This window comes from Faecalicoccus sp. (assembly GCF_036552745.1).
In the GTDB taxonomy this organism is placed as follows: Bacteria; Bacillota_I; Bacilli_A; order Erysipelotrichales; family Erysipelotrichaceae; genus Faecalicoccus.
The window spans coordinates 1-20262 of the sequence record NZ_JAXKBY010000124.1 but is presented as its reverse complement, the minus strand read 5'-3'; the positions used below and the strand labels follow the sequence as shown (position 1 = coordinate 20262).

At 40.2% G+C, this 20262-nt stretch carries 21 protein-coding genes; 2 read left to right on the top strand and 19 right to left on the bottom strand.

All coding sequences use genetic code 11. The features are described 5' to 3' along the window. Position 1: 1 nt before the first annotated feature. From U0M88_RS06095 to rpmG, 11 genes are all read right to left on the bottom strand, one after another. A complete protein-coding gene (locus U0M88_RS06095) occupies positions 2–967 on the bottom strand; it encodes a GNAT family N-acetyltransferase (protein ID WP_331869233.1) in 966 nt (321 codons plus the stop codon). Between the two features lie 61 nt (positions 968–1028). Then, the gene (locus tag U0M88_RS06090) at positions 1029–2780 is read right to left on the bottom strand and encodes an ABC transporter ATP-binding protein (RefSeq protein WP_331869232.1); all 1752 of its coding nucleotides are present in this window, start codon (positions 2778–2780) and stop codon (positions 1029–1031) included. Positions 2781–2845: 65 nt separating this feature from the next. After that, entirely contained in the window at positions 2846–4921 is a 2076-nt protein-coding gene (gene fusA, locus U0M88_RS06085; RefSeq protein ID WP_270599485.1) for an elongation factor G, read from the bottom strand. Between the two features lie 12 nt (positions 4922–4933). Further along, complete coding sequence (locus tag U0M88_RS06080) at positions 4934–5605, bottom strand: ankyrin repeat domain-containing protein (RefSeq protein ID WP_022789949.1); 672 nt, start codon at positions 5603–5605, stop codon at positions 4934–4936. A 225-nt stretch (positions 5606–5830) separates the two neighbouring features. After that, positions 5831–6364 (bottom strand): TIGR00730 family Rossman fold protein, encoded by a 534-nt coding sequence (locus tag U0M88_RS06075; protein WP_022789948.1) that lies wholly within the window; start codon positions 6362–6364, stop codon positions 5831–5833. Positions 6365–6456: 92 nt separating this feature from the next. Continuing rightward, entirely contained in the window at positions 6457–8505 is a 2049-nt protein-coding gene (gene rnr, locus U0M88_RS06070; protein WP_331869231.1) for a ribonuclease R, read from the bottom strand. A 35-nt stretch (positions 8506–8540) separates the two neighbouring features. Beyond that, on the bottom strand, positions 8541–8771 hold the full coding sequence (gene secG / locus U0M88_RS06065) for a preprotein translocase subunit SecG (protein WP_022789329.1): 231 nt from the start codon (positions 8769–8771) through the stop codon (positions 8541–8543). A gap of 28 nt (positions 8772–8799) precedes the next feature. Further along, positions 8800–9582 (bottom strand): HAD-IIA family hydrolase, encoded by a 783-nt coding sequence (locus U0M88_RS06060; protein ID WP_270599481.1) that lies wholly within the window; start codon positions 9580–9582, stop codon positions 8800–8802. A gap of 21 nt (positions 9583–9603) precedes the next feature. Beyond that, a complete protein-coding gene (gene nusG, locus U0M88_RS06055) occupies positions 9604–10152 on the bottom strand; it encodes a transcription termination/antitermination protein NusG (RefSeq protein WP_022789327.1) in 549 nt (182 codons plus the stop codon). Positions 10153–10167: 15 nt separating this feature from the next. Further along, entirely contained in the window at positions 10168–10371 is a 204-nt protein-coding gene (gene secE, locus U0M88_RS06050) for a preprotein translocase subunit SecE (protein WP_331869230.1), read from the bottom strand. Positions 10372–10384: 13 nt separating this feature from the next. Beyond that, positions 10385–10534, bottom strand: a complete 150-nt coding sequence (gene rpmG, locus U0M88_RS06045; protein ID WP_205141914.1) for a 50S ribosomal protein L33 — start codon at positions 10532–10534, stop codon at positions 10385–10387. Between the two features lie 206 nt (positions 10535–10740). On the opposite strand from rpmG, the gene U0M88_RS06040 reads away from it, so the two are divergent. Both U0M88_RS06040 and U0M88_RS06035 read left to right on the top strand, forming a co-directional pair. Next, positions 10741–11178: an IS1 family transposase gene (locus U0M88_RS06040; protein WP_167699325.1), complete on the top strand. Its 438-nt coding sequence runs from the start codon at positions 10741–10743 to the stop codon at positions 11176–11178. Continuing rightward, positions 11156–11761: an IS1595 family transposase gene (locus tag U0M88_RS06035; RefSeq protein WP_168964878.1), complete on the top strand. Its 606-nt coding sequence runs from the start codon at positions 11156–11158 to the stop codon at positions 11759–11761. The genes U0M88_RS06040 and U0M88_RS06035 overlap by 23 nt, the downstream gene beginning before the upstream one ends. Before the next feature lie 194 nt (positions 11762–11955). On the opposite strand, the gene U0M88_RS06030 is transcribed toward U0M88_RS06035, so the two are convergent. From U0M88_RS06030 to U0M88_RS05995, 8 genes are all read right to left on the bottom strand, one after another. Further along, positions 11956–12339 (bottom strand): VOC family protein, encoded by a 384-nt coding sequence (locus U0M88_RS06030; protein ID WP_331869229.1) that lies wholly within the window; start codon positions 12337–12339, stop codon positions 11956–11958. 4 nt (positions 12340–12343) lie between these two features. Then, entirely contained in the window at positions 12344–14044 is a 1701-nt protein-coding gene (locus tag U0M88_RS06025) for a M3 family oligoendopeptidase (RefSeq protein ID WP_331869228.1), read from the bottom strand. An 11-nt stretch (positions 14045–14055) separates the two neighbouring features. Then, a complete protein-coding gene (locus U0M88_RS06020) occupies positions 14056–14244 on the bottom strand; it encodes a hypothetical protein (protein WP_317396129.1) in 189 nt (62 codons plus the stop codon). Then, positions 14241–15227, bottom strand: coding sequence for an ABC transporter ATP-binding protein (locus U0M88_RS06015; protein ID WP_331869227.1), 987 nt, complete (start codon positions 15225–15227; stop codon positions 14241–14243). Before U0M88_RS06015 ends, U0M88_RS06020 begins: the two co-directional genes overlap by 4 nt. Then, positions 15214–16233, bottom strand: coding sequence for an ABC transporter ATP-binding protein (locus tag U0M88_RS06010; RefSeq protein WP_331869226.1), 1020 nt, complete (start codon positions 16231–16233; stop codon positions 15214–15216). The genes U0M88_RS06015 and U0M88_RS06010 overlap by 14 nt, the downstream gene beginning before the upstream one ends. A gap of 9 nt (positions 16234–16242) precedes the next feature. Beyond that, positions 16243–17154: an oligopeptide ABC transporter permease gene (gene opp4C, locus U0M88_RS06005; protein WP_331869225.1), complete on the bottom strand. Its 912-nt coding sequence runs from the start codon at positions 17152–17154 to the stop codon at positions 16243–16245. A 10-nt stretch (positions 17155–17164) separates the two neighbouring features. Continuing rightward, entirely contained in the window at positions 17165–18148 is a 984-nt protein-coding gene (locus U0M88_RS06000; RefSeq protein ID WP_331869224.1) for an ABC transporter permease, read from the bottom strand. Positions 18149–18209: 61 nt separating this feature from the next. Beyond that, positions 18210–19913 carry an ABC transporter substrate-binding protein gene (locus U0M88_RS05995; protein ID WP_205141921.1) on the bottom strand — a complete coding sequence of 568 codons (1704 nt, stop codon included), beginning with the start codon at positions 19911–19913 and terminating at the stop codon, positions 18210–18212. Positions 19914–20262: the final 349 nt, after the last annotated feature.

Below are 20262 nucleotides of genomic sequence, written 5' to 3'. Positions count from 1 at the left end.
ATCAGATACCTCGTTTTTCATACAGTTGAGCGTATTCTACATATTCCTGTGCATTGTCCAGAATTTGTTCGATCTGTTTTGGTGTTACAAGATGATGAACTTTGCCCGGACATCCTAAAACCACAGAACCCTCCGGAACCACCTTCCCCGGTGGTACCAGAGCACCGGCTCCGATAATCGAATGTTTGCCAATCTTTGCTGCATCCATAATCGTTGCACCCATTCCAATCAATACTTCATCTTCAATGGTACACCCATGTACAATCGCATGATGACCAATCGTAACACGATTACCAATTGTCAGCGGATGCCCTTTGGAACAGTGTAATACCGCATTATCCTGCACATTGGTCTGTTCACCTATACGAATCGTATCACTATCGCCTCGAACTACCGTTCCAAACCAAATGCTTGAGCCTTTTCCAATCTGCACATCACCGGTAATCGTGGCATTCGGTGCTTTATAGTAAGATGGTTTAGTCTGTTGGATATCCTTAATCAACCAGACAACCCCATGCCATGTATCAAATTTAAAGCCACATTCCGGCAAAGAACCACTCCATTGATACCCATGGCGTTGATGAAAAGAAATACTTCTGTGATTGGTATCGGTAATGCAGGCAATCAGCCAACGACATCCCTTTTGAACACACGCCTTTTCTAATGTTTCCAATAAACAATCGGCCAATCCGAAATGAGATCCTTTTCTAAAATAAATTGTAACTTCCATGCAAAAGCGATAGGCTGCCTTAGAAAAAGCCGGATGCACATACGCATAACCTATTACCTGCTCATCATGACAAGCCACAAAGATTGGGTATTCTTTCGCAATTTTCTCAATCTGTAATTTATATTGTGAATACGACATCGGCTCCAAATCAAAGTTATAGGCTGTTGTCTTCACATAATACGCATAAATATCATAGAGAGCCGATAGATCAGCTGTTTCAAATGCTCGAATAGACATTACTCCATCCCCCTTTTCATCTATTATACAAGACAATAGATCTTCTGTATAAGAAAACAGATCATGAAACCATGATCTGCTCTAATCCTTCAAATTGAAGGTTATAATAGCGGGCATATGTACCGCCTTTTTTCATTAATTCTTCATGCGTTCCTCTTTCCTGCAATCCATCATGATTGATGACAACGATCTCATCGGCGTTTTTAATCGTCGATAAGCGATGGGCAATCGTGATGCAGGTACGATCTTTACTCAGTTTTTCCAAAGATTTTTGAATAATCCGTTCACTCTCATTATCCAAGGCACTGGTAGCCTCATCTAAAATTAAGATCTTTGGATTCTTTAAGAACACACGGGCAATCGAGATGCGCTGCTTTTGTCCTCCGGACAAACGAGCCCCTCTTTCACCGACAAAAGTATCATAGCCATCCGGCAATGATAAGATAAAGTCATGAATATTTGCCTTCTTGGCCGCCTCTATAATTTCTTCTGGTGTCGCATCTGGTTTTCCGTATGCGATATTTTGTTCAATCGTTCCGGTAAACAGATAGACATCCTGCTGCACCAAACCAATAGCCTGTCTTAAACTTTTTACCTGCAGATCTCGCACATCTTGTCCATCGACCAGAATCTGTCCGCTTTGCACATCATAAAAGCGAGGAATTAAAGAACACAAGGTCGTCTTTCCAGACCCGCTAGGTCCAACCAAAGCCACTTTCTTACCGGCCGGGATGTCCAGATTTACATGTTCCAATACAGATTCTTCCTTGTTGTAGGTAAAAGAAACATTTTTAAAAGAAATATCACCATGTACATTCTCTAAAGGATGCGCATTCTTGGCATCCTGAATGTCCGGCACTTCTTTCATCACTTCTTCAAAACGTTTAAATCCAGAAAAACCTTTTTGAAGCATTTCGGTAAACTCAATCAAAATATCGATCGGCGCCACAAAAATATTGACATATAGTGCAAAGGTGGCTAGCGTTAAGGGGCTTAAATTTCTCATAGCCACAAAGTAACCTCCACCGACCAAGACGGTCACATACAATAAACCCTGAAAGAAATTATTCATGCCGTAATACGTTCCCATCACACGATAGTTTCGTTTCTTGGAAGCTAAAAACTCATTATTGGAATGGGCAAATTTTTCTCGTTCAATATCCTCATTGGTAAAAGATTGTACAACACGAATCCCGGCCAGGCTGTCTTGTAATGCAGCATTGACATCACCGATCTTTCTTCGGTTATCCATAAAAGTTGCCCGCATGGATTTGTTTTGTGTATAGCTAAAGATAAGCATGATCAAAGTCACGATAAACAACAACAAAGCCAAAGGCCAGTAGATCAAAGACAAAATCACAAAGGAGCCGATGATCTTAATCAAGGAAATAAACAAGTTTTCCGGTCCATGATGAGCGAATTCACAAATATCAAATAAGTCACTGACTACACGCGACATCATAACCCCTGTATTATGTTGATCATAGTAGGAAAAAGATAACCTCTGGTACTGATCGAACAATTCTTTACGCATATCTCTTTCCATATGCGCACCCATGATATGTCCCTGGGCCGATACATAATAACGACACAAAGCACGAATCACATAGAGAACCAAAAGTCCGGCAAGTAACCAGATGAGTCCCTGCAAAATTTCCACACTTTTTTGAATAAACATCGTATCTGTGCAGTAGTTTAAAATCAATGGGAAAGCCAAATCGATCAAAGAAATGGTTAAAGCACAGAATAAATCAAAAAAGAAGACAAATTTATAAGGCTTATAATAGCCGATAAAATGTTTAAATGTTTTCATAGCATCACCGGGAATCATTATAACAGAAGCACACGAAAAAAGAAGCCGTTTTGCACGGCTTCTTACTAATCCTCTTTTTTGCTGGCCTGAACGATACGACTGGCCTGCGGTTCCGGTACCGGATCATAACGATCCATTTCCATTGTATATTTTCCAAGACCTTGCGTCATACTTCTCAGCTCTATAGAATATCTGGCCATTTCTGCCATTGGAACCTGTGCTTCAATGATCTGATCGCCATCTTCCGGTGTCATACCCATGATGGCCCCACGACGTTTATTCAAATCCCCAATCACTGTTCCAGTATATTCATCCGGTACTGTTACGACAACATTCATGATTGGCTCTAACAGAATCGGATGGCACTTTGTCATCGCATCTTTAAAGGCAAGTCTTGCGGCTAATTTAAAGGCCATTTCACTGGAATCGACATCATGGTATTTACCATCTGTCAAAGTTGTCTTGATGTTAACCATCTTATAGCCCGCTAAGCTACCTTCCTCACAACATTCTCTTAATCCATTTTCAACGGCCGGGAAGTATTGTTTTGGCACAGCACCTCCAAAGACTTTTTCATCAAATTCCATTTCTTCTACATCCGGATTTGGCGCAAAATCGACAAATACATGTCCAAACTGTCCATGTCCACCGGATTGTTTTTTATGACGACCTTCACCGGTTGCACTCTTAGTAATGGTTTCACGATACATAACCTTTGGATCAGCCAAAGTGACTTCAGCTTTGTATTTATTTTTCAGTTTATTTAAGATGACATCCAAATGCTGATCTCCGATACCATATACGACCGTTTCCTTAGTTTCCGTATTATTGATAACCTTAAATGTCGGATCTTCTTCGACTAAACGAGCCAAACCATTGGAAAGCTTATCTTCATCATTCTTTGTTTTCGGGAAGATAGCCTGCCCAAACATTGGTTCATCAAAGGCAATCGGATCAGCCATCAACAGCTTACCTTTTTCGCAAAGGGTATCGTTTGTCTTGGTATTCTGCAATTTGACCAGAGCTCCGATATCTCCGGTAAACAATTTACCGGCAGCTGTTTGATGTTTTCCTTTAATGATATAGATCGAACTGATTTTTTCCGGTTTTCCGTTATTGGCATTGACAAGTGTAGAATCAGAATTCAAAACACCACTTAATACCTTCAAGTAAGAAATACGTCCTACAAATGGGTCAACAATTGTTTTGAAGACCTGTGCTGTCAATGTTTCGGTTTCCGATGTCAACAATTCGACCTTCACTCCATTTGGTGTTGTAGCTGTGTACATTCCTTTTTCCGAATACGTTGGGAAATAAGAAATGATCAAGTCCATCAAACGCTGGATACCGATGGATTGAATGGCACTTCCGGAGAAGACCGGACAAATTTCTCCATTACGTACACCGATACGAACACCCTTTGTCAGCTCGGCATCGCTGAATTCTTCTCCCGAGAAGAATTTTTCCATCAGATCATCATCACCCATCGCAACGGCTTCGGCAATCTGATCTTTGTACATGCTGATTTCATCTTTCATGTCTTCCGGAACCGGCTGAGGTGTATCGCTTCCGGCATGTTCGCCTTTATAATACCAGGCTTTATTTTTGATGATATTGACAGAACCGACAACTTCTCCGTTTTCTACGATCGGTACTTCAAATGGAATGATCGATTTTCCAAATTCCTCATGAAGTAAAGTATAAGCATCGTTAAAGCTTGTATTTTCTTCATCCAGTTTATTGATAAAGAAAATCGTTGGTTTTTTCGCTTCTCTTGCCTGTTTAAAAGCTAATTTGGTTCCGGACTCCAATACATCTTTGGCATTGGCTACGATCAGGCAGCTGTCACCTACCGCAAAACCGGCTTGTTTTTCACCGACAAAGTCCAAATACCCTGGTGTATCGATGAAATTGATCTTACAGTCTTCCCATTCGATTGGAACGATGGATGAATAGACAGAAATGCCACGTTTGATTTCCTCGGCATCAAAGTCGATCATGCTGCTCCCATCGCTGGTCTTTCCAAAACGATCGGTCGCCTTGGTGTAATACAACATAGCTTCCAAAACGCTGGTCTTACCGGCACCACTATGCCCGATTACGCTGACGTTGCGTACTTCTGAACTTAAATAATCTCGCATGGTCCAATCCTCCTATCGTAAGATCGGCTCCAATTGAGCGCGACAGTGTTCTCTGACGTAATCTAAAGCTGTATTTCCCTGTTTGTCCTGCATATCTTTATCAGCACCATAGGATAACAATTTTTCAACAAGGCTTGGGTATCCTCCATAAGCAGCACGCATCAGTGCCGTACATCCGTTATTATCAAATAAATTCACGTTGGCATTTCTTTCCAATAAAATAGAGATCGTATCTCGTTTAAAGGCGATGCAAGCTTCCATCAAAGCGGTACGTCCTACTTCATCCTGTGCGTTGATATCCGCACCGGCATCCAATAAAACCTGCACACAGCGATCCTGTCCTAATAAGGCGGCACGCATCAATGCGGTACGTCCTCTGTCATCTTTGGCATTAACATCAGCGCCGGCATCCAGTAATGCCTTACAAATTGTTTTGTTTCCTTTTTTCGCAGCGCCCATCAAAGCAGTTTTTCCTTTATTATCCACCAGATTGACATCCGCTCCATTATCAATCAAAACCTGTACGACATCCTTGCGATCTCGCTTAGCCGCACGCATCAATGCGGTTCTTCCATCTCCATTTTGATAGTTGACATCGGCTCCTGCCTTGATCTGCCCACATACCATCGGGAAATCACCATTTGCGCATGCATCCCAAAATACCTTGTTGAAATTCTGATCCATTGTAAGTTCCTCCTTCTATTATGATTTGATCAAATACAGAAAAACTGGAATGCACCCATCCCAGTTTTATCCTCTATAAAAGAAGTGTGAATTTCCATTTCCGCTTGTAACAACAGTGCTTTTTGTCATCTTCACCACTTCCTTTGCTTGATTGGATTATATCAAAATCCCTACAAATGACAAATCAAGAGCCAAGAAAGACATTTCCGTGACCAAGTAAGCCACTTAGTAGCCAAATAAAGCATCCAGTTCTTCCAAACTGGTGACAAAATGTACATTTTTGATACCTTCTGCATCTAAAAATCCTTCTTTGATCATGACATCCAGTTGTTGCTTCAGAGTGTCATAATACCCATCCAGATTATAGAGTACACAAGGATAAGGTAACTGATCTAAACGAACCAGAGAAATGATTTCGGTAATTTCCTCTAACGTTCCCGGACCACCCGGTAAGGCAATAAATCCCTGTGCCAGATCGATCATCTTCTGTTTTCTCTGTGACATGGTATCCACCATATATTCTTCATCTAAATGATCATACAATTTTTCAATCTTTAATAAAAATCTTGGCATCACGCCGATGATTTTGCCTTTTCCCTGATAGACCGTATCCGCCAATAATCCCATCTGGCCTTTGCTGCCGGCACCATAAACCAATGTATTTTGATGTTTACAGATCCATTGTCCGATGGATTGTGTCAATTCAGAATACTTTGGATCATTTCCCATACTGGAACCTAAATAAACGGCAATATTCATAATACTTCCTCCTTGCCTGCTTCTACTATACCATGATGCATCATAAAAGTATCCTTGCAAACTTCTAAAAAAGACTGTGACGCGCACAGCCTTTACTTTAACACAAAACTAACTTGTCCTTTCAGTTTATCCACAGATTCACAGACGACTTTGACTTTTTGTCCGATCGTATATATTTTCTTTCGATCTTGAGAAACCAGGCGTGAGGCGACTTCATCAAAATCAAAATAGTCATCCAAAGAATGAATCGGTACCAGTCCCTCTACCGTATTTGGTAATTCCACAAAAAATCCAAAGTTATGCACACTGACAATGTTCCCTTTAAATATTTGACCGATTTTATCTTCCATATATTCCGCACGTTTATAGTCATTGACCTGCCGCTCCACATTCACGGCATCTTTTTCTTTTCCGGAAATGTAGAATGCCTGCCGTTCACATTTCGCCAAATCTGTATTTTTATCTTGTTTATTCTGTAAGAATAAATATTTACGCAACATCCGGTGTACGACTAGATCCGCATAGCGACGAATCGGCGAAGTAAAATGACAATATTCGCTTAAAGATAAGCCGAAGTGTCCCAGACAGTTGGCATCATATCTTGCCTTCTGCATCGCTCTTAAAGCTACATAGCTTAATACATCACAAAGGGCAGGATCTTGAATCGACTCCAAAAACTGCTGCATCTCCTTGGTCGTGACAGAATCTGGATAAAATGAGGTTCGAATTCCCAATGAGTGGGCCAACATGGTCAAATGTGAAACTTTTTTGGGATCCGGTGTTTCATGGACTCGATAGATACCCGGAATTTCACAAGTATTTAATGTATGTGCCACACAAACATTGGCCAGGATCATAGCCTCTTCAATCATCTGCTCGGCAAAGCCTCGTTCTCTGCATTGCACATCGATACATTTTCCTTCTTCGTCCAAAACCAGTTTAGGCTCTTTTGTATTAAAATCAATCGTTCCTCGATCGTGTGAGCGCGCCTGTAACAATTTAGCACAAGCTTCAAATGAATACAAAAGTTCTTGAATGTCTTCATATTCTTTTTGCGCCTGTCCATCGCCCTGTAAAAACCGATTGACCTTGGCATAGGTACAACGTTGATTGGAATGAATCAGACTTGGCACAATCTCATGATGCAGACAACGACCCGAAAAATCTATATCCATGACACAACTCAACGTGCAACGATCTACATTTGGATTGAGCGAACAAATGCCATTACTTAAGGCAAACGGCAACATCGGTACAACACGATCCGCCACGTAGATACTGGTAGAGCGGGCAAAAGCCTCCTGATCGATTGGACTGCCTTCTTTTACATAATGCGACACATCCGCAATGTGAACATACAAACGATAACCCTGTTGTGTCTTTTCAATCGAGATCGCATCATCAAAGTCTTTGGCATCATCACCATCGATTGTTACTGTCATTAAGTCACGAAAATCGCTTCGTCCCTGTCGTTCTGCTTCCTGCACTTCTTTGGGCATGGCATCGGCCTGGGCTAACACTTTGTCCGAAAAATGCTGGCGAACATTATTGGCGGAAAGGATGGAAGTGATATCCATTCCTTTTTCATATTCATACCCTAATAACTTTTCAATACGACACTGTAAGGGATCGGTGTATTTGGTGATCAAAACCAGAGCTTTCATACGATGTTCAATATTAAATTCATCTAAATTCTGAATTTGAAATGACGCATGCAGATCCACATCACTGTAAAAGATAAACTGTCCTTTTCTTCGATAGAATGTGCCGGTTACTTTTGTAATGCCCCGCGAATAAATATGAATAATTTCGTTTTTCTTTTTTGTACAATGCACTAAGACTTCATCTTTATCAAAGGCATTTCGTCCATATTTTTTCGGTACATACACCTTATCTTCTCCATTGGAAACCATAAATTCATACTTTGAGATATCTTTTACTTTTCCAACTACAAATTCTTTTTGATCAATATAAAAATACACACTGTGGTTGTTGCAGAGGATTCTCTCGTCTTCCAGTGCATTCAATGCCTGAATAAGTTGTGTAAAATCCTTTGAGGATTGGCATTTTAGCTTTCGTTCCAAATCCTTTATTGTCCATTGTTTTTTCTTTTCAAAACATTCTAAGATTCGATCTTTCATTTTATCACCACCAAAAAAAGACCTTACGGCCTTTATTAAACGATCTGTAATGCGATTACAAGTGCGAAATACAAAATTCCGCAAATCAAAGTAGCTCGAGAGATGACTTTCTCAGGTCCGCGTTCCTTTTGTACCGCAAACAAGTTCAAATCACCACTTCCGGTAAAAGCAGCACTCAATCCATCAGATTTTCCGCTCTGCAGCAGTACAAGTATTATGATGATACCCGAAAGCACCATTAAAATTACATTTAAAATATCTTCCATTTTATCCACTCTTCCTTATCAGAACCCATTATAACATAAACGAATCAAAAGAAAAGTCCAAACAGTCCAATAGATCACGAACAATGATGTCCGGATGAATGTTCAGTCTTTCCACATCTTTTTGTGTATGAACACCCGTCTGTACAAAGATCGTCTGCACATGCGCATTTTTCCCCAGTAAAATATCCGTTTCCAAATTGTCTCCGATCAAAATCACATCTTCCTTTTTCAAATGAAAGTGTGAAAGACAAAGTTCTAAGATTGGCGTATGTGGCTTTGCGATATTCGGACTTTTCTGCGAAGATGCATATTCAAACATGGCTACGATGCTGCCATTGCCCATTTCAAAACCACCGGGTTTTGCCAAGATACGATCTTGATTGGTGCCAATCAGCTTAGCCCCATTCAATAACAACTGCAGTGCTTTGGAATACTGTGCATAATCGGCGTCTTTATTCAGTCCGACAAAGACAAAATCCGGATTTTGATCTGTGATCGTAAAACCTTCATCCAACAAGGCTTGTTTCATACCTTCCTTGCCGATATAGTAAGCCGTATTTCCTGAATAATGAGAGCGAACATACTGCACACTGGCCATAGCACTGTTATAAAACTGATCTGGAGAAATACCCGTATAGCCCATATTCTCCATGTGAATAACGTTTTCTTCGCGGGTACGCATCGAATTATTGGTCAAAAACAGATATGGAATGTTCTGTTTTTGACAATGTTCTAAAAAAGTTTTGGCACTTTCAATGATCTGTGTACCCCGATACATCGTTCCATCCAAGTCAAAGAGTAAAGTTTTCATAAGCCTCCAAAAAAAGAAAGTCTAGTCGACTTTCTTTAAATCCATATAAGGAATTTCTGTTGGTGTTTCACGTCCAAACAGAATCAACAATACGGTTGCTTCCTGTTTTTCTTCATCCATAGCTTCCACAACTCCCTCTGAGTTTTTGAAAGCCCCGTTTAAGATTTCAACCGTATCACCTACACCAAAATCAACTTGAATGTTGATATCTTTGCGACCCAAACGACGTAACACGGAATCGACTTCTTCCTGCGCAACCGGGAAAGGCTTAGCCCCCTTGCCGGAAGATCCGATAAATCCGGTAACACCCGGTGTATTTCTCACAACATACCATGCTTCATCGGTCATGATCATCTGCACTAACAGATAACCGGAAAATAAATTTCGTGTCTTTTCTACCGGTTTTCCGTTTTTATACTCGATTTCCTTTTCTTCTGCCACAACGATCTGGAATAAATAATCTTCCAATCCCATTGTACTGATACGACGTTCCAGGTTCTCTTTTACGCGATTTTCCTGTCCCGCATAGGTATTCACAACATACCACTCTTTTTTCAACTCTTCTGCCATGATGTCCCTCCTAAACTATCCAACGATAACTTTTAAAAGACCGCTGGCTACGAGTTCACAAATAAAGAAATAGAATCCAAATAATAAAGTAAACAAAATGACCAATCCACTTGACTTCATCAACCCTTTAAAGCCCGGCCACTCTACTTGTTTGAGTTCACACCAGATTCCTTTGGGAGAATATGTTCTTTCTTTTCTTTCTTTCTTTTCTTTTGCCATAACGATCCCTTTCCTATTTTGTTTCTTTATGTAAAGTATGTTTGCCACATTTTGGGCAATACTTTTTAACCTCTAAACGCTGGGTATTCGTTTTTTTGTTCTTCGTCGTCACATAATTTCTGGACAGACATTCACTACACGTTAAAACGACTTTATCCGCCATAAAAATCACACTCCCACAGCTTATTCAATTTAACACTTATTCTCTACATTAGTCAAATGAAACTGTGCTTTTTTTAGATTTTCTATCCAATTTTTCTGTATTCTTCTACAAATATAAAAGGCTTAACCTGCAATTTGTTGATGTGACATAAATAATGTCAGTTTTGTTTGTAACGTTCAAGTGTAAAAAGAAATGAGGTACACATCATGTTACAAACAAATCAAATTTTAACTTCTTCCATTCGGGCAGAACTGTATCCTTTCCAAGTGGAAAAAATTACTCGTCAAGTCAATGATTTTATTCTTTCGAATAAGGAAAGTGAGGAATGCTCTTTTGAAATTTGTCCGAAATGTGGCGCTGTTCATCCCCGGCTGACCAAGGCCGGTTTCACCGCTGCCGGTAAGCAAATGCTTCGCTGTCATGAATGTGGAAAGCGTTTTGTTATTGACCATGGCGAGTTAACCTATTATTCTCATCAGAGTCAGGCCAAATGGGATGATCTGATTCTGGAAACTCAGAATGGAAATTCCATGAAGGAAACGGCTGTAAAAATCAATGTTCATGAAACCACAGCCTTCCGCATGCGTCATAAGTATCTCCATTCTTTAGAACAAACGGTGTATCCCCTATGTACTGAAAGATGAGATTGAATTCGATGAAAAATATGTACCTTTTTCCCATAAGGGAACAAAGATTTCTTCCGTTCCCGGCAAGAAAAGAGGAGAACCGGCCTCCAAACGAGGTCTGTCCGATGAACAGGTTTGTCTTCTGAGCGGTGTGGAACGTTTGGGAAAGTCCATCCTGAACGCTTTGAATCTGGCCAAACCTTCCAGTCAAGATATATTGAAAATGAAGGATCACATTCAAAATCATTCTTTTATCTGGACGGATGGATTAAGCAGTTATAATGAGCTGATTGAAGAAAAACAATGCGATCATAAAATCGTGAAGACAAAGGATGATTATGACAGGGTCAATCATCTCAACAATGTGAACAGTTTCCATCAGAAGATTGAAGCACAGTATAAGAGATATAAGGGAGTGGCCTCCAAATATATCAACCGATATGCGGCATTGTTTACCATGCAAAGAGAATGCAGAGACATGGATTCGATGGAAACACTGATTTATATCAAGCGAAAACTCAAGAAAACAAAATGTTACTTTTATATTCGTCAGTTAACAACACTGGATATTTTCACCTGCATACCGGAAAGATTTGCATAAAAGAGCTAAAGTCAATAAATTGCAAGTTAAGCCATATAAAAAATGAATCCTCATTTCTAGACGATTAAGTACCAATCTTGGAAACAGAAAAAGTCAAAATACAACGAATCCTTTTAGTTGTATAAAGTTACTATTCCTTATTCTATAAAAAGATAAAATCACTCCCACTAAAAGTGGGAGCTGATATAGTCTTCTTACTCTTGAAATACGATTTCCAGCTTTATACGATCCGGGTCTTCAAAATACACAGCGTAATGATTCATCCCTCCGGCATATGGATATTGTTCGTCATACAAAAGTGGTATCCCTTTTAAAATCAATTGTTCACGGATCCGATCAATTTTGTCTTTATCTTCACAAGAAAATGCCAAATGATTCAATCCAATATGACAACGATTGTATCCATTGGGAAGATATTTCTCTTGTACCTGAACGAAAACTAAATAAAAGCCATTTTTCCTATAGGAAAAACCTTGTGACCAATTTTGAAATAAAGTAAAGCCTAATAAGCTTAATAACCAGCTGTAAAATTCTCTCGTTTTTTCTAAATTGCTGATATAGATTTCAATATGATGCATCGGATTAGGCCGTCAGTTCTTCCTCGCTTATTTCATCTAACCATTGAGAAACAGAGCCTGTCACTTGTGCTAAACACCCTTCTTCAAACGGAACGATCAATCCGGCTTCTTTTACGATCTTTCGAAATGGCAGTGTTCCACCGATCTTACAAATATGTTGATAATCTTCAAAGGCTTTTGGATCCTTGTTTTCCATACGTGCCCAAAACTGCATGGCACAGACTTGGGCTAAGGTGTAGTCAATGTAATAGAAAGGTGACATAAAGATATGAGCCTGACGCATCCACCAGCCTCCTCTTTCCAGTATTTCAACTTCTTCATAGTTTTTATGCGGAAGATATTCTTTTTCCAAACGACGCCATGTATCCATGCGCTCTTTATGACTCATTTCTGGATGGGTATAGACTTCATGTTGGAAATGATCCACCAAAACACCATAAGGCAAGAATTTAAGACTTCCGGCCATATGCGAGTAATAATAGCGATTTACATCTTCTTCAAAGAAACTCTGCATCCACGGATGCGTAAAGAATTCCATGGACATCGAATGAATCTCACAAGATTCATAGGTTGGCCAAACACAGTCACTTGGATAGATATCTCTGGACTCATAAATTTGATAAGCGTGCCCTGCCTCGTGGGTCAAGACCTCGGCATCGTGTTGCGTTTGATTAAAATTCGCAAAAATAAACGGACTTTTATAATCGGGCATAAACGTACAATAACCACCGGCTGCCTTGCCCGGTTTACTGTCAAGATCCAATAGATCATGTTCGACCATGAAATCAAAGAAAACACCGGTTTCTTTCGATAATTCATGATACATCTTTTGGGCTCGTTTGACTAACTCGGCACGATCGTACTTAGGTGTTGGGTTTCCCTGCAGAAATTCTACCTTTTCATCCCAGGCATGTAAGGTATCATAGCCTAAACGTTTTTGTTGACGCTTGTACAAAGCACTGCATAGAGGAACAACATCCTTTAAAACCTGCCGGCGATACTTGGCTACATCTTCTTGGTTATAGTCATAGCGATGCATACGAGCATAACCTAACGCAATAAAATTATCATATCCCAGCTTTTGTGCCATACGTGTACGGACCTTGATCATTTGATCAAAGATTTGTGCAACTTCTTCTTCGTGTTGTTCAAACCAGTTCCAATACGCTTGTAAAGCATGTTTTCGCACGATACGGTCCGAAGAATTCGTTTTGACTTCCAAACTGGATAGATTATAGATTTCGCCATCAAAAGGAAGCTCGGCACTGGCAATTAAAGCCTGATATTTTGTCATCAGACGATTCTCTTCCTGCATATCTTCTATAATGATCGGATCAAAAGCTTTTAGATCCATTTCCTTTTGAAGAAAGAATGTCTCCGGAAGCCTGTGTTTCAGCTCCTCTAAAAAAGAACTTTCTAAAAGCGCACGATTGATTTTTTCATAATCTTTTTCCAATTCCGGCAATACCGTATCCAAATATTCTTGTTCTTTCGTATAATAAGCATCTTTGGTATCGACGGTGTGGCGAATTTCAACCAGTGATACCTGTGTTGCCACAAAACGACGGATCGTATCGACTTTTTTGATACAATCTTGTACTTGCTCTATATTATTGGCCTGCTGTATCTGTTCGGCAAGCTCTGATAATTGTTTCTGTAATGAGAGCGCATCCATATGTTGATACGCATATTCTTGAAACTGCATAACTTCTCCTTTCAAAAAAATGCATTCCAGCCCCAGATAAATAAGGCCAAAATTCCAATTCCCATCAAAAGAATCGGTCCAAATACACTCAGCGCCGCAATCATTAAGGCCATCCTATCGCCTTTTTCAAGGTTCGTATAGGCGTCCGGTTTTATCTCTTTCTTTTTGAAAATCGAACGGAATTGCTCACGCCCATTCATTCAAACTCTCCCGCAAAATGACAACGGACAAAATGATTCTTTTGAATCTCGCGATACGCCGGCTCCTTCTGTTTGCAGATATCCTTGGCAAAAGGACAGCGCGGATGGAATTTACAGCCGCTTGGAATATTGACGTTGCTGGGAATTTCCCCCTGAATGACACTGAGTTCTTTGCGCTTTTTAGGATCCGGAATCGGTATGGCCGCAATCAAGGCTTTTGTATATGGATGTTGCGGGTTTTGATACAGCACCTCTTTATCTGCTAATTCCACCATAGAGCCTAAATACATCACCCCAACACGATCGGAAATATGTTTCACAACGGAAAGGTCATGACTGATAAAGATATACGAAATTTTCTTTTCTTCCTGCATATCTTTCATCAGGTTGATAATTTGTGACTGTATGGATACATCCAAGGCACTGACAGGTTCATCACAAACCACAAAACTTGGATTTAATGCCAAAGAACGCGCAATACCGATACGTTGTCTTTGCCCGCCGGAAAACTGATGCGGATATCGATAACAATAATAGCTTGGCAGCCCACATCGATCCATCAGATCTTTGACATAGGTTTCCAGCTCGGGCCCTCGCTTAAAGATGCCGTGAGCCAGTAGTGGTTCTGCCAAAATATTAAACACATTCATACGCGGATTTAAGGAAGAATACGGGTCCTGAAAGATGATCTGCATCTCTTCTCGCAACTTACGCATCTCTTTTTTATTCTTCTTGGAAATATCCTCTTCACGGAATAAAACCCGACCGCCGGTCGGCTCATATAAGCGTAAAATTGTACGACCAAGTGTGGATTTTCCACAGCCGGATTCCCCAACCAACCCTAAGGTTTCACCTTCATAAAGATCAAAGGTAATATCATCCACCGCTTTGACGGCTGGTTGTCCTTCTTTATACTTTCCTTTTTTAATGGGAAAATATTTCTTCAAATTTTTAACTTCTAAGATTTTTTTACTTTCCGGCATGATCTTCCTCCTCATGTAAGAAGCACCATACATGATGGCGACTCTTTATCTTTGTATCACTCGGTTGTTCTGCTTTACATTTTTCCATCGCAAAAGGACAACGATCCGCAAAATAACAGCCCTTTGGCAAATACAAAGAATTTGGAACCGAACCTTCAATCGTTGAGAGTCGTTCTTCTTTATCCGCCAGACTTGGCATAGATTTCATCAAACCGATCGTATAAGGATGTTTCGGGTTTTCAAACAACTCATTGACCGGTGCACTTTCAACCACCTTACCGGCATACATTACATTGACATGATCCGCTACTTGTGCCACAACCCCCAGATCATGGGTAATCAACATGATGGAAGTTCCTGTCTTTTCCTTTAAACGATTCATCAAAGATAAAATCTGTGCCTGAATTGTTACATCCAGCGCCGTAGTTGGTTCATCGGCAATCAATAGTTTTGGCTTGCACGAGAGTGCCATCGCAATCATGACGCGCTGACACATACCACCGGAGAGCTGGAATGGATAGTTGTCGACTACTTTTTCCGGACGACTGATTCCTACCTCATTTAATAGCTTAATGGCACGTTCTCGTGCCACTTTGGCATCTACATCCTCATGGGTCATAATATTTTCAGTAATCTGGTCACCCACCGTGATCACCGGATTTAAAGAAGACATCGGCTCCTGAAAGATCATAGAAATCTCATTTCCACGAATCTCACGAATCTGTTCATCGCTGGCCTGAGCTAAATTAAGCCCCTTTGCATTCTCCGGTACATTGCCGGTATACATGATCTTAGAGCCCGGCATGATCTCGCCTGGTTTATCGACCAAACCTAAAATAGACATGGCCGTCACCGATTTACCACAACCGGATTCTCCGACAATGGCCAGCGTTTCATTCTCGTACATGGTAAAGTGATTGCCATCGACTGCTTTGGCATCTCCGCTTTTTGTATGAAAGTAGATACGAAGATCTTCTACTTTTAAAACTTTTTTATTTATGGACATACAAACCTCCTATCGTAACGCCTTAGGATCGAAGGCATCTCGTATTCCTTCACCGATCAAATTAATTGAAACAACCGTCAAAAGACACATGATTCCTGCCGGTGCCCATTGCCACGGATAGTTCAAAAAGATCTGTGATTCCCTTGCCAGATTCATCAAGTTTCCCCAGCTTGGTGTCGGTGCCTGTACGCCCATCCCTAAAAAGGAGAGCCCGGCTTCTGTCAAGATGGCACTAGCCATTCCCAGAGTCGCATTCACAATGATCAATGAAAATACATTCGGCATCAAATGCTTAAAGATCTTAGAAAAATCTGAAAAGCCTAAGGCCTCACAAGCCTGCATAAACTCCTGTTCCCGCAAGGTTAAGATCTGTCCTCGTACAAGTCTTGCCAGACCCGGCCAGGAAAGTGCTCCAATGATCAGAGCGACAACCAATAGTTTTTGTTCCTGCGGCACCCATAACATAATAAAAGAGACCGCTAAAATCATGGGAATAAACGGTAAAGAATAAACGACTTCGGTAAAACGCATCAATAAATTATCAATACGCCCTCCGTAGAAACCAGCCACACCACCGACGATAGAACCTAAGATCACCGTAAAAGCAGCTGCCAATACCCCAACAAAGATAGAAATTCTTCCCCCCAGAAACAAACGAAAGAATACATCACGTCCTTGTTTATCAGTTCCCAGAAGATGTTGTGCACTTGGCGCTAAATTCGTACTTGACAAGTCATAGTCATTGACATCAATCCCCAGAATAATCGGTACAAGAATCACAGAAAACAGAATGACTAAAAAGATAATCAAACCTGCCATTGCGATTCGATTTGCCCTAAAGCGACGCCATGCCAGAGTCCAGGGACCAACGACATCGATATGTTCTCCATTTTCTAAAATGATATTTTGTTTTTTCTTCATATCAACACCTCTAATCCTCTACTTTGATTCTTGGATCGACAAAGGAATACGCAATATCGGCTAATAAATTTCCCAAGACCATTAAGACAGCACTAAAAATCAAACAAGCCATTGCCAGGGAAGTATCACGATTATTGATCGAATCAATCAAAATTTTTCCAATGCCCGGCCAAACAAAGACTGTTTCCAAAATAACGGCACCTGAAAACAGAGAAGGAATATATAATCCCAACAATGTTACAAGAGGAATGCGCGCATTTTTAAACACATGCCGATAAATGACAACTTTTTCTTTCAACCCTTTCGAACGCGCTGTGCGAATGTAATCCATGTTAATGACTTCAACCATGGAGTTACGTACATACCGAGAAAACGTGGCAAAATTGCTAAAGGCCAAAACCGTCACCGGTAAAATTGAGTGAACAGCCACATCACCAATCATTTGAAAAACAGATGAATATCCAAAGGATTTCAACATCGGATCATACATACCATTGATCGGCATGCCTGGAATATTATTACCGACAAAGAAAATTAGAAGCATTGCGAAAAAGAAAGTCGGTACAGAAATTCCTAACAGTGAAAATACGGACCAGAAATTATCAAAAAAAGACCCCTTTTTCACGGCTTGTCGTATGCCTATAGGGATAGCGAATAATAATGCAATGATTAAAGAAAGTGCATTGAGATAAAACGTATTCCATACATAAGGTCCAATTACATCCGCAACTGGCTTTTTTAACGAAACGGAATTTCCTAAATCACCGGTTACAACACGTCCTAACCACCGAACATATTGTTCGGGAAGACTTTTATCTAACCCTAATTTTTCACGAACCTGATCCCGTTGTTCTTCGGTTGCCCTAGATCCGGCTCCAAAATAGGCGGTGACTTCATCGCCCGGCATAGCCTTAACGGTGCCAAAAATCACGATGGATATCACCAACAATACCGGTAACAAGACCAAGAGTCGCTTGAGTATATATTTAATCATTAGACTGCCTCCTTACGTATAAATAGAAGAGCAAGTCGAAAGGCTTGCTCTTCCTTTTGGTTTAGTTTTCAAGAGTCACTTGATCCATTGCCTGTGCCCAGCTATGTACCGAAGACGTATTCAAATTCTTAACACGTTTATTATAAAGATCAAAATACTGGTTTCCATAAATCGGCAAGTATGCATCCAATTGTGAAGCACGCTGCATAGCTGCTAAATAGTTTTCCTTAGAAACTTCCACATCATTGGTATATAAACCTTTTTTCAAGTAGTCCTCTAACTGTGCATCTCGAATATGTGAATAGTTATCAGGGGTGTCTCCATAGTAGTTATTGGCATCACTATCTGCAAGTCCTGTATATCCGGTTGCCAAGAAGAAGATATCCCATTCCGAAGATTTCTCAGGATTGCTGACTGTGTCCAACAACGTGTTAAAATCCACCGTGGTCTGTTTCAAATCCACACCGATTTCTTTCCAGGACTTCTGGACCATTGGAATCAATGTATCTAAAACCGAATTATCTTTGGATAACATCCATTTCACTTCTAATTTTGCTCCATCTTTATAACGATATCCGTCATCTCCGACTTTCCAGCCCGCTTCTTCTAAAACCGATTTTGCCTTTTCCAGATCAAAATTATAAACCGTCAAGCCATCAATCGTTTTTTCGCCACGTACATATTCTCCTAAGTTTTCTGATACTGGATTCCAATACACATCTGGAACATAACCCAATTCTGTATTTTCTGTAACTTCATCCGAAGCATCTTCAAATTTAAAGTAGCTGTCTACAAAAGCCTGACGATCTGTGGCATAGGATAAAGCCTGACGCACAGCGTTATCGGCCGTTGTATGCCCTTCACCGGCATTAAAACCAATATAACCTTCACCGGCGCGGAAATACGTGTTATAAGTCAATTTATCATCTTTGGAAACCGTACCGATTTTTTGTTGTTCAATAGTTTGTGGTAATAAATCGACATTTCCAGATTTTAATTCATCCACTTCTGTCTGAACATCGGTTGTCTTGATAATGATCTTTTCAACCGTATATTCTCCGTCTTTTGCTTCATAGTTCTCATTACGCACAAAAGAAGCACCAGAAGATTTATCATAGGAATTTAATTTATAAGGTCCACTGCCTAACATATCACTCGTATTGGATTCAATCTCGCTGGTATCCCCTTTTTTATAATCAAACTGGGCAGCACTCATGATTCGTACGCTATCTCCAAATGTCACTAAATTATCAATACGAGGTTGTTTGGCATGAATAATAACGGTTTCATCATCCGGCGTTTCAATACCCGTCAATTCTGTGGCATCTCCCTTGTTGTATTCTTCATACCCGACGATGTTTTCGGCATTGATGGCAAAACGGCCCGTATAACTAGGATCCGCTAAGAGAGTAAAGCTATACTTAACATCTTTACTGGTCACCGGTGTACCATCGGAGAATTTAGCACCTTCGCGAATTTTAAACGTGAACGTCAATCCATCTTCACTAATTTCCGGCATCTCTTGTGCCAATTCAGGAACAAGTTCGTTCTCTGCGTTGTAACCCAGTAATCCTTCATATACCAAATCAATAGCATAATTATCATAACTGCTACTATAGTAGGCTGGACTGAAGACACCGTTTAATTCCTGATTCACACCTACCGTTAACGTATTGTTCTTATCCGAAGAACCGGAAGAGCAGGCAACCAATGTCGTTGCCATAGCACAAGATGCTAAACCAGCGATCATTCTTCTTTTTTTCATAACTTCCTCCTTGAATGATGAGCATGTCAAAAACCAGATTCATGGTACAAATCCATGCTGTATTCATTTGTATGGTTCCACAAGCCGATCCAAAAGAAATGAGATTGCACTTTATCACTGTTCTGTTTCAGCTCTCAGATCCATAAAAGACTAAAATTGAAAACAAGTCAAATAATGTGTAAAAAAATAAACTTATTTTCAATTCATAGTTAAATTATAGTTCATATTCATTTTATTATCTAGTCAAAATTGTAAAAATTTTTCAGAAAAAATTTTCAAATAAAAAAAGAATTCCTGTCATGGAATTCTTAGAGTATTTCCTGTAAACATTTTTTTATCTTACGTACCG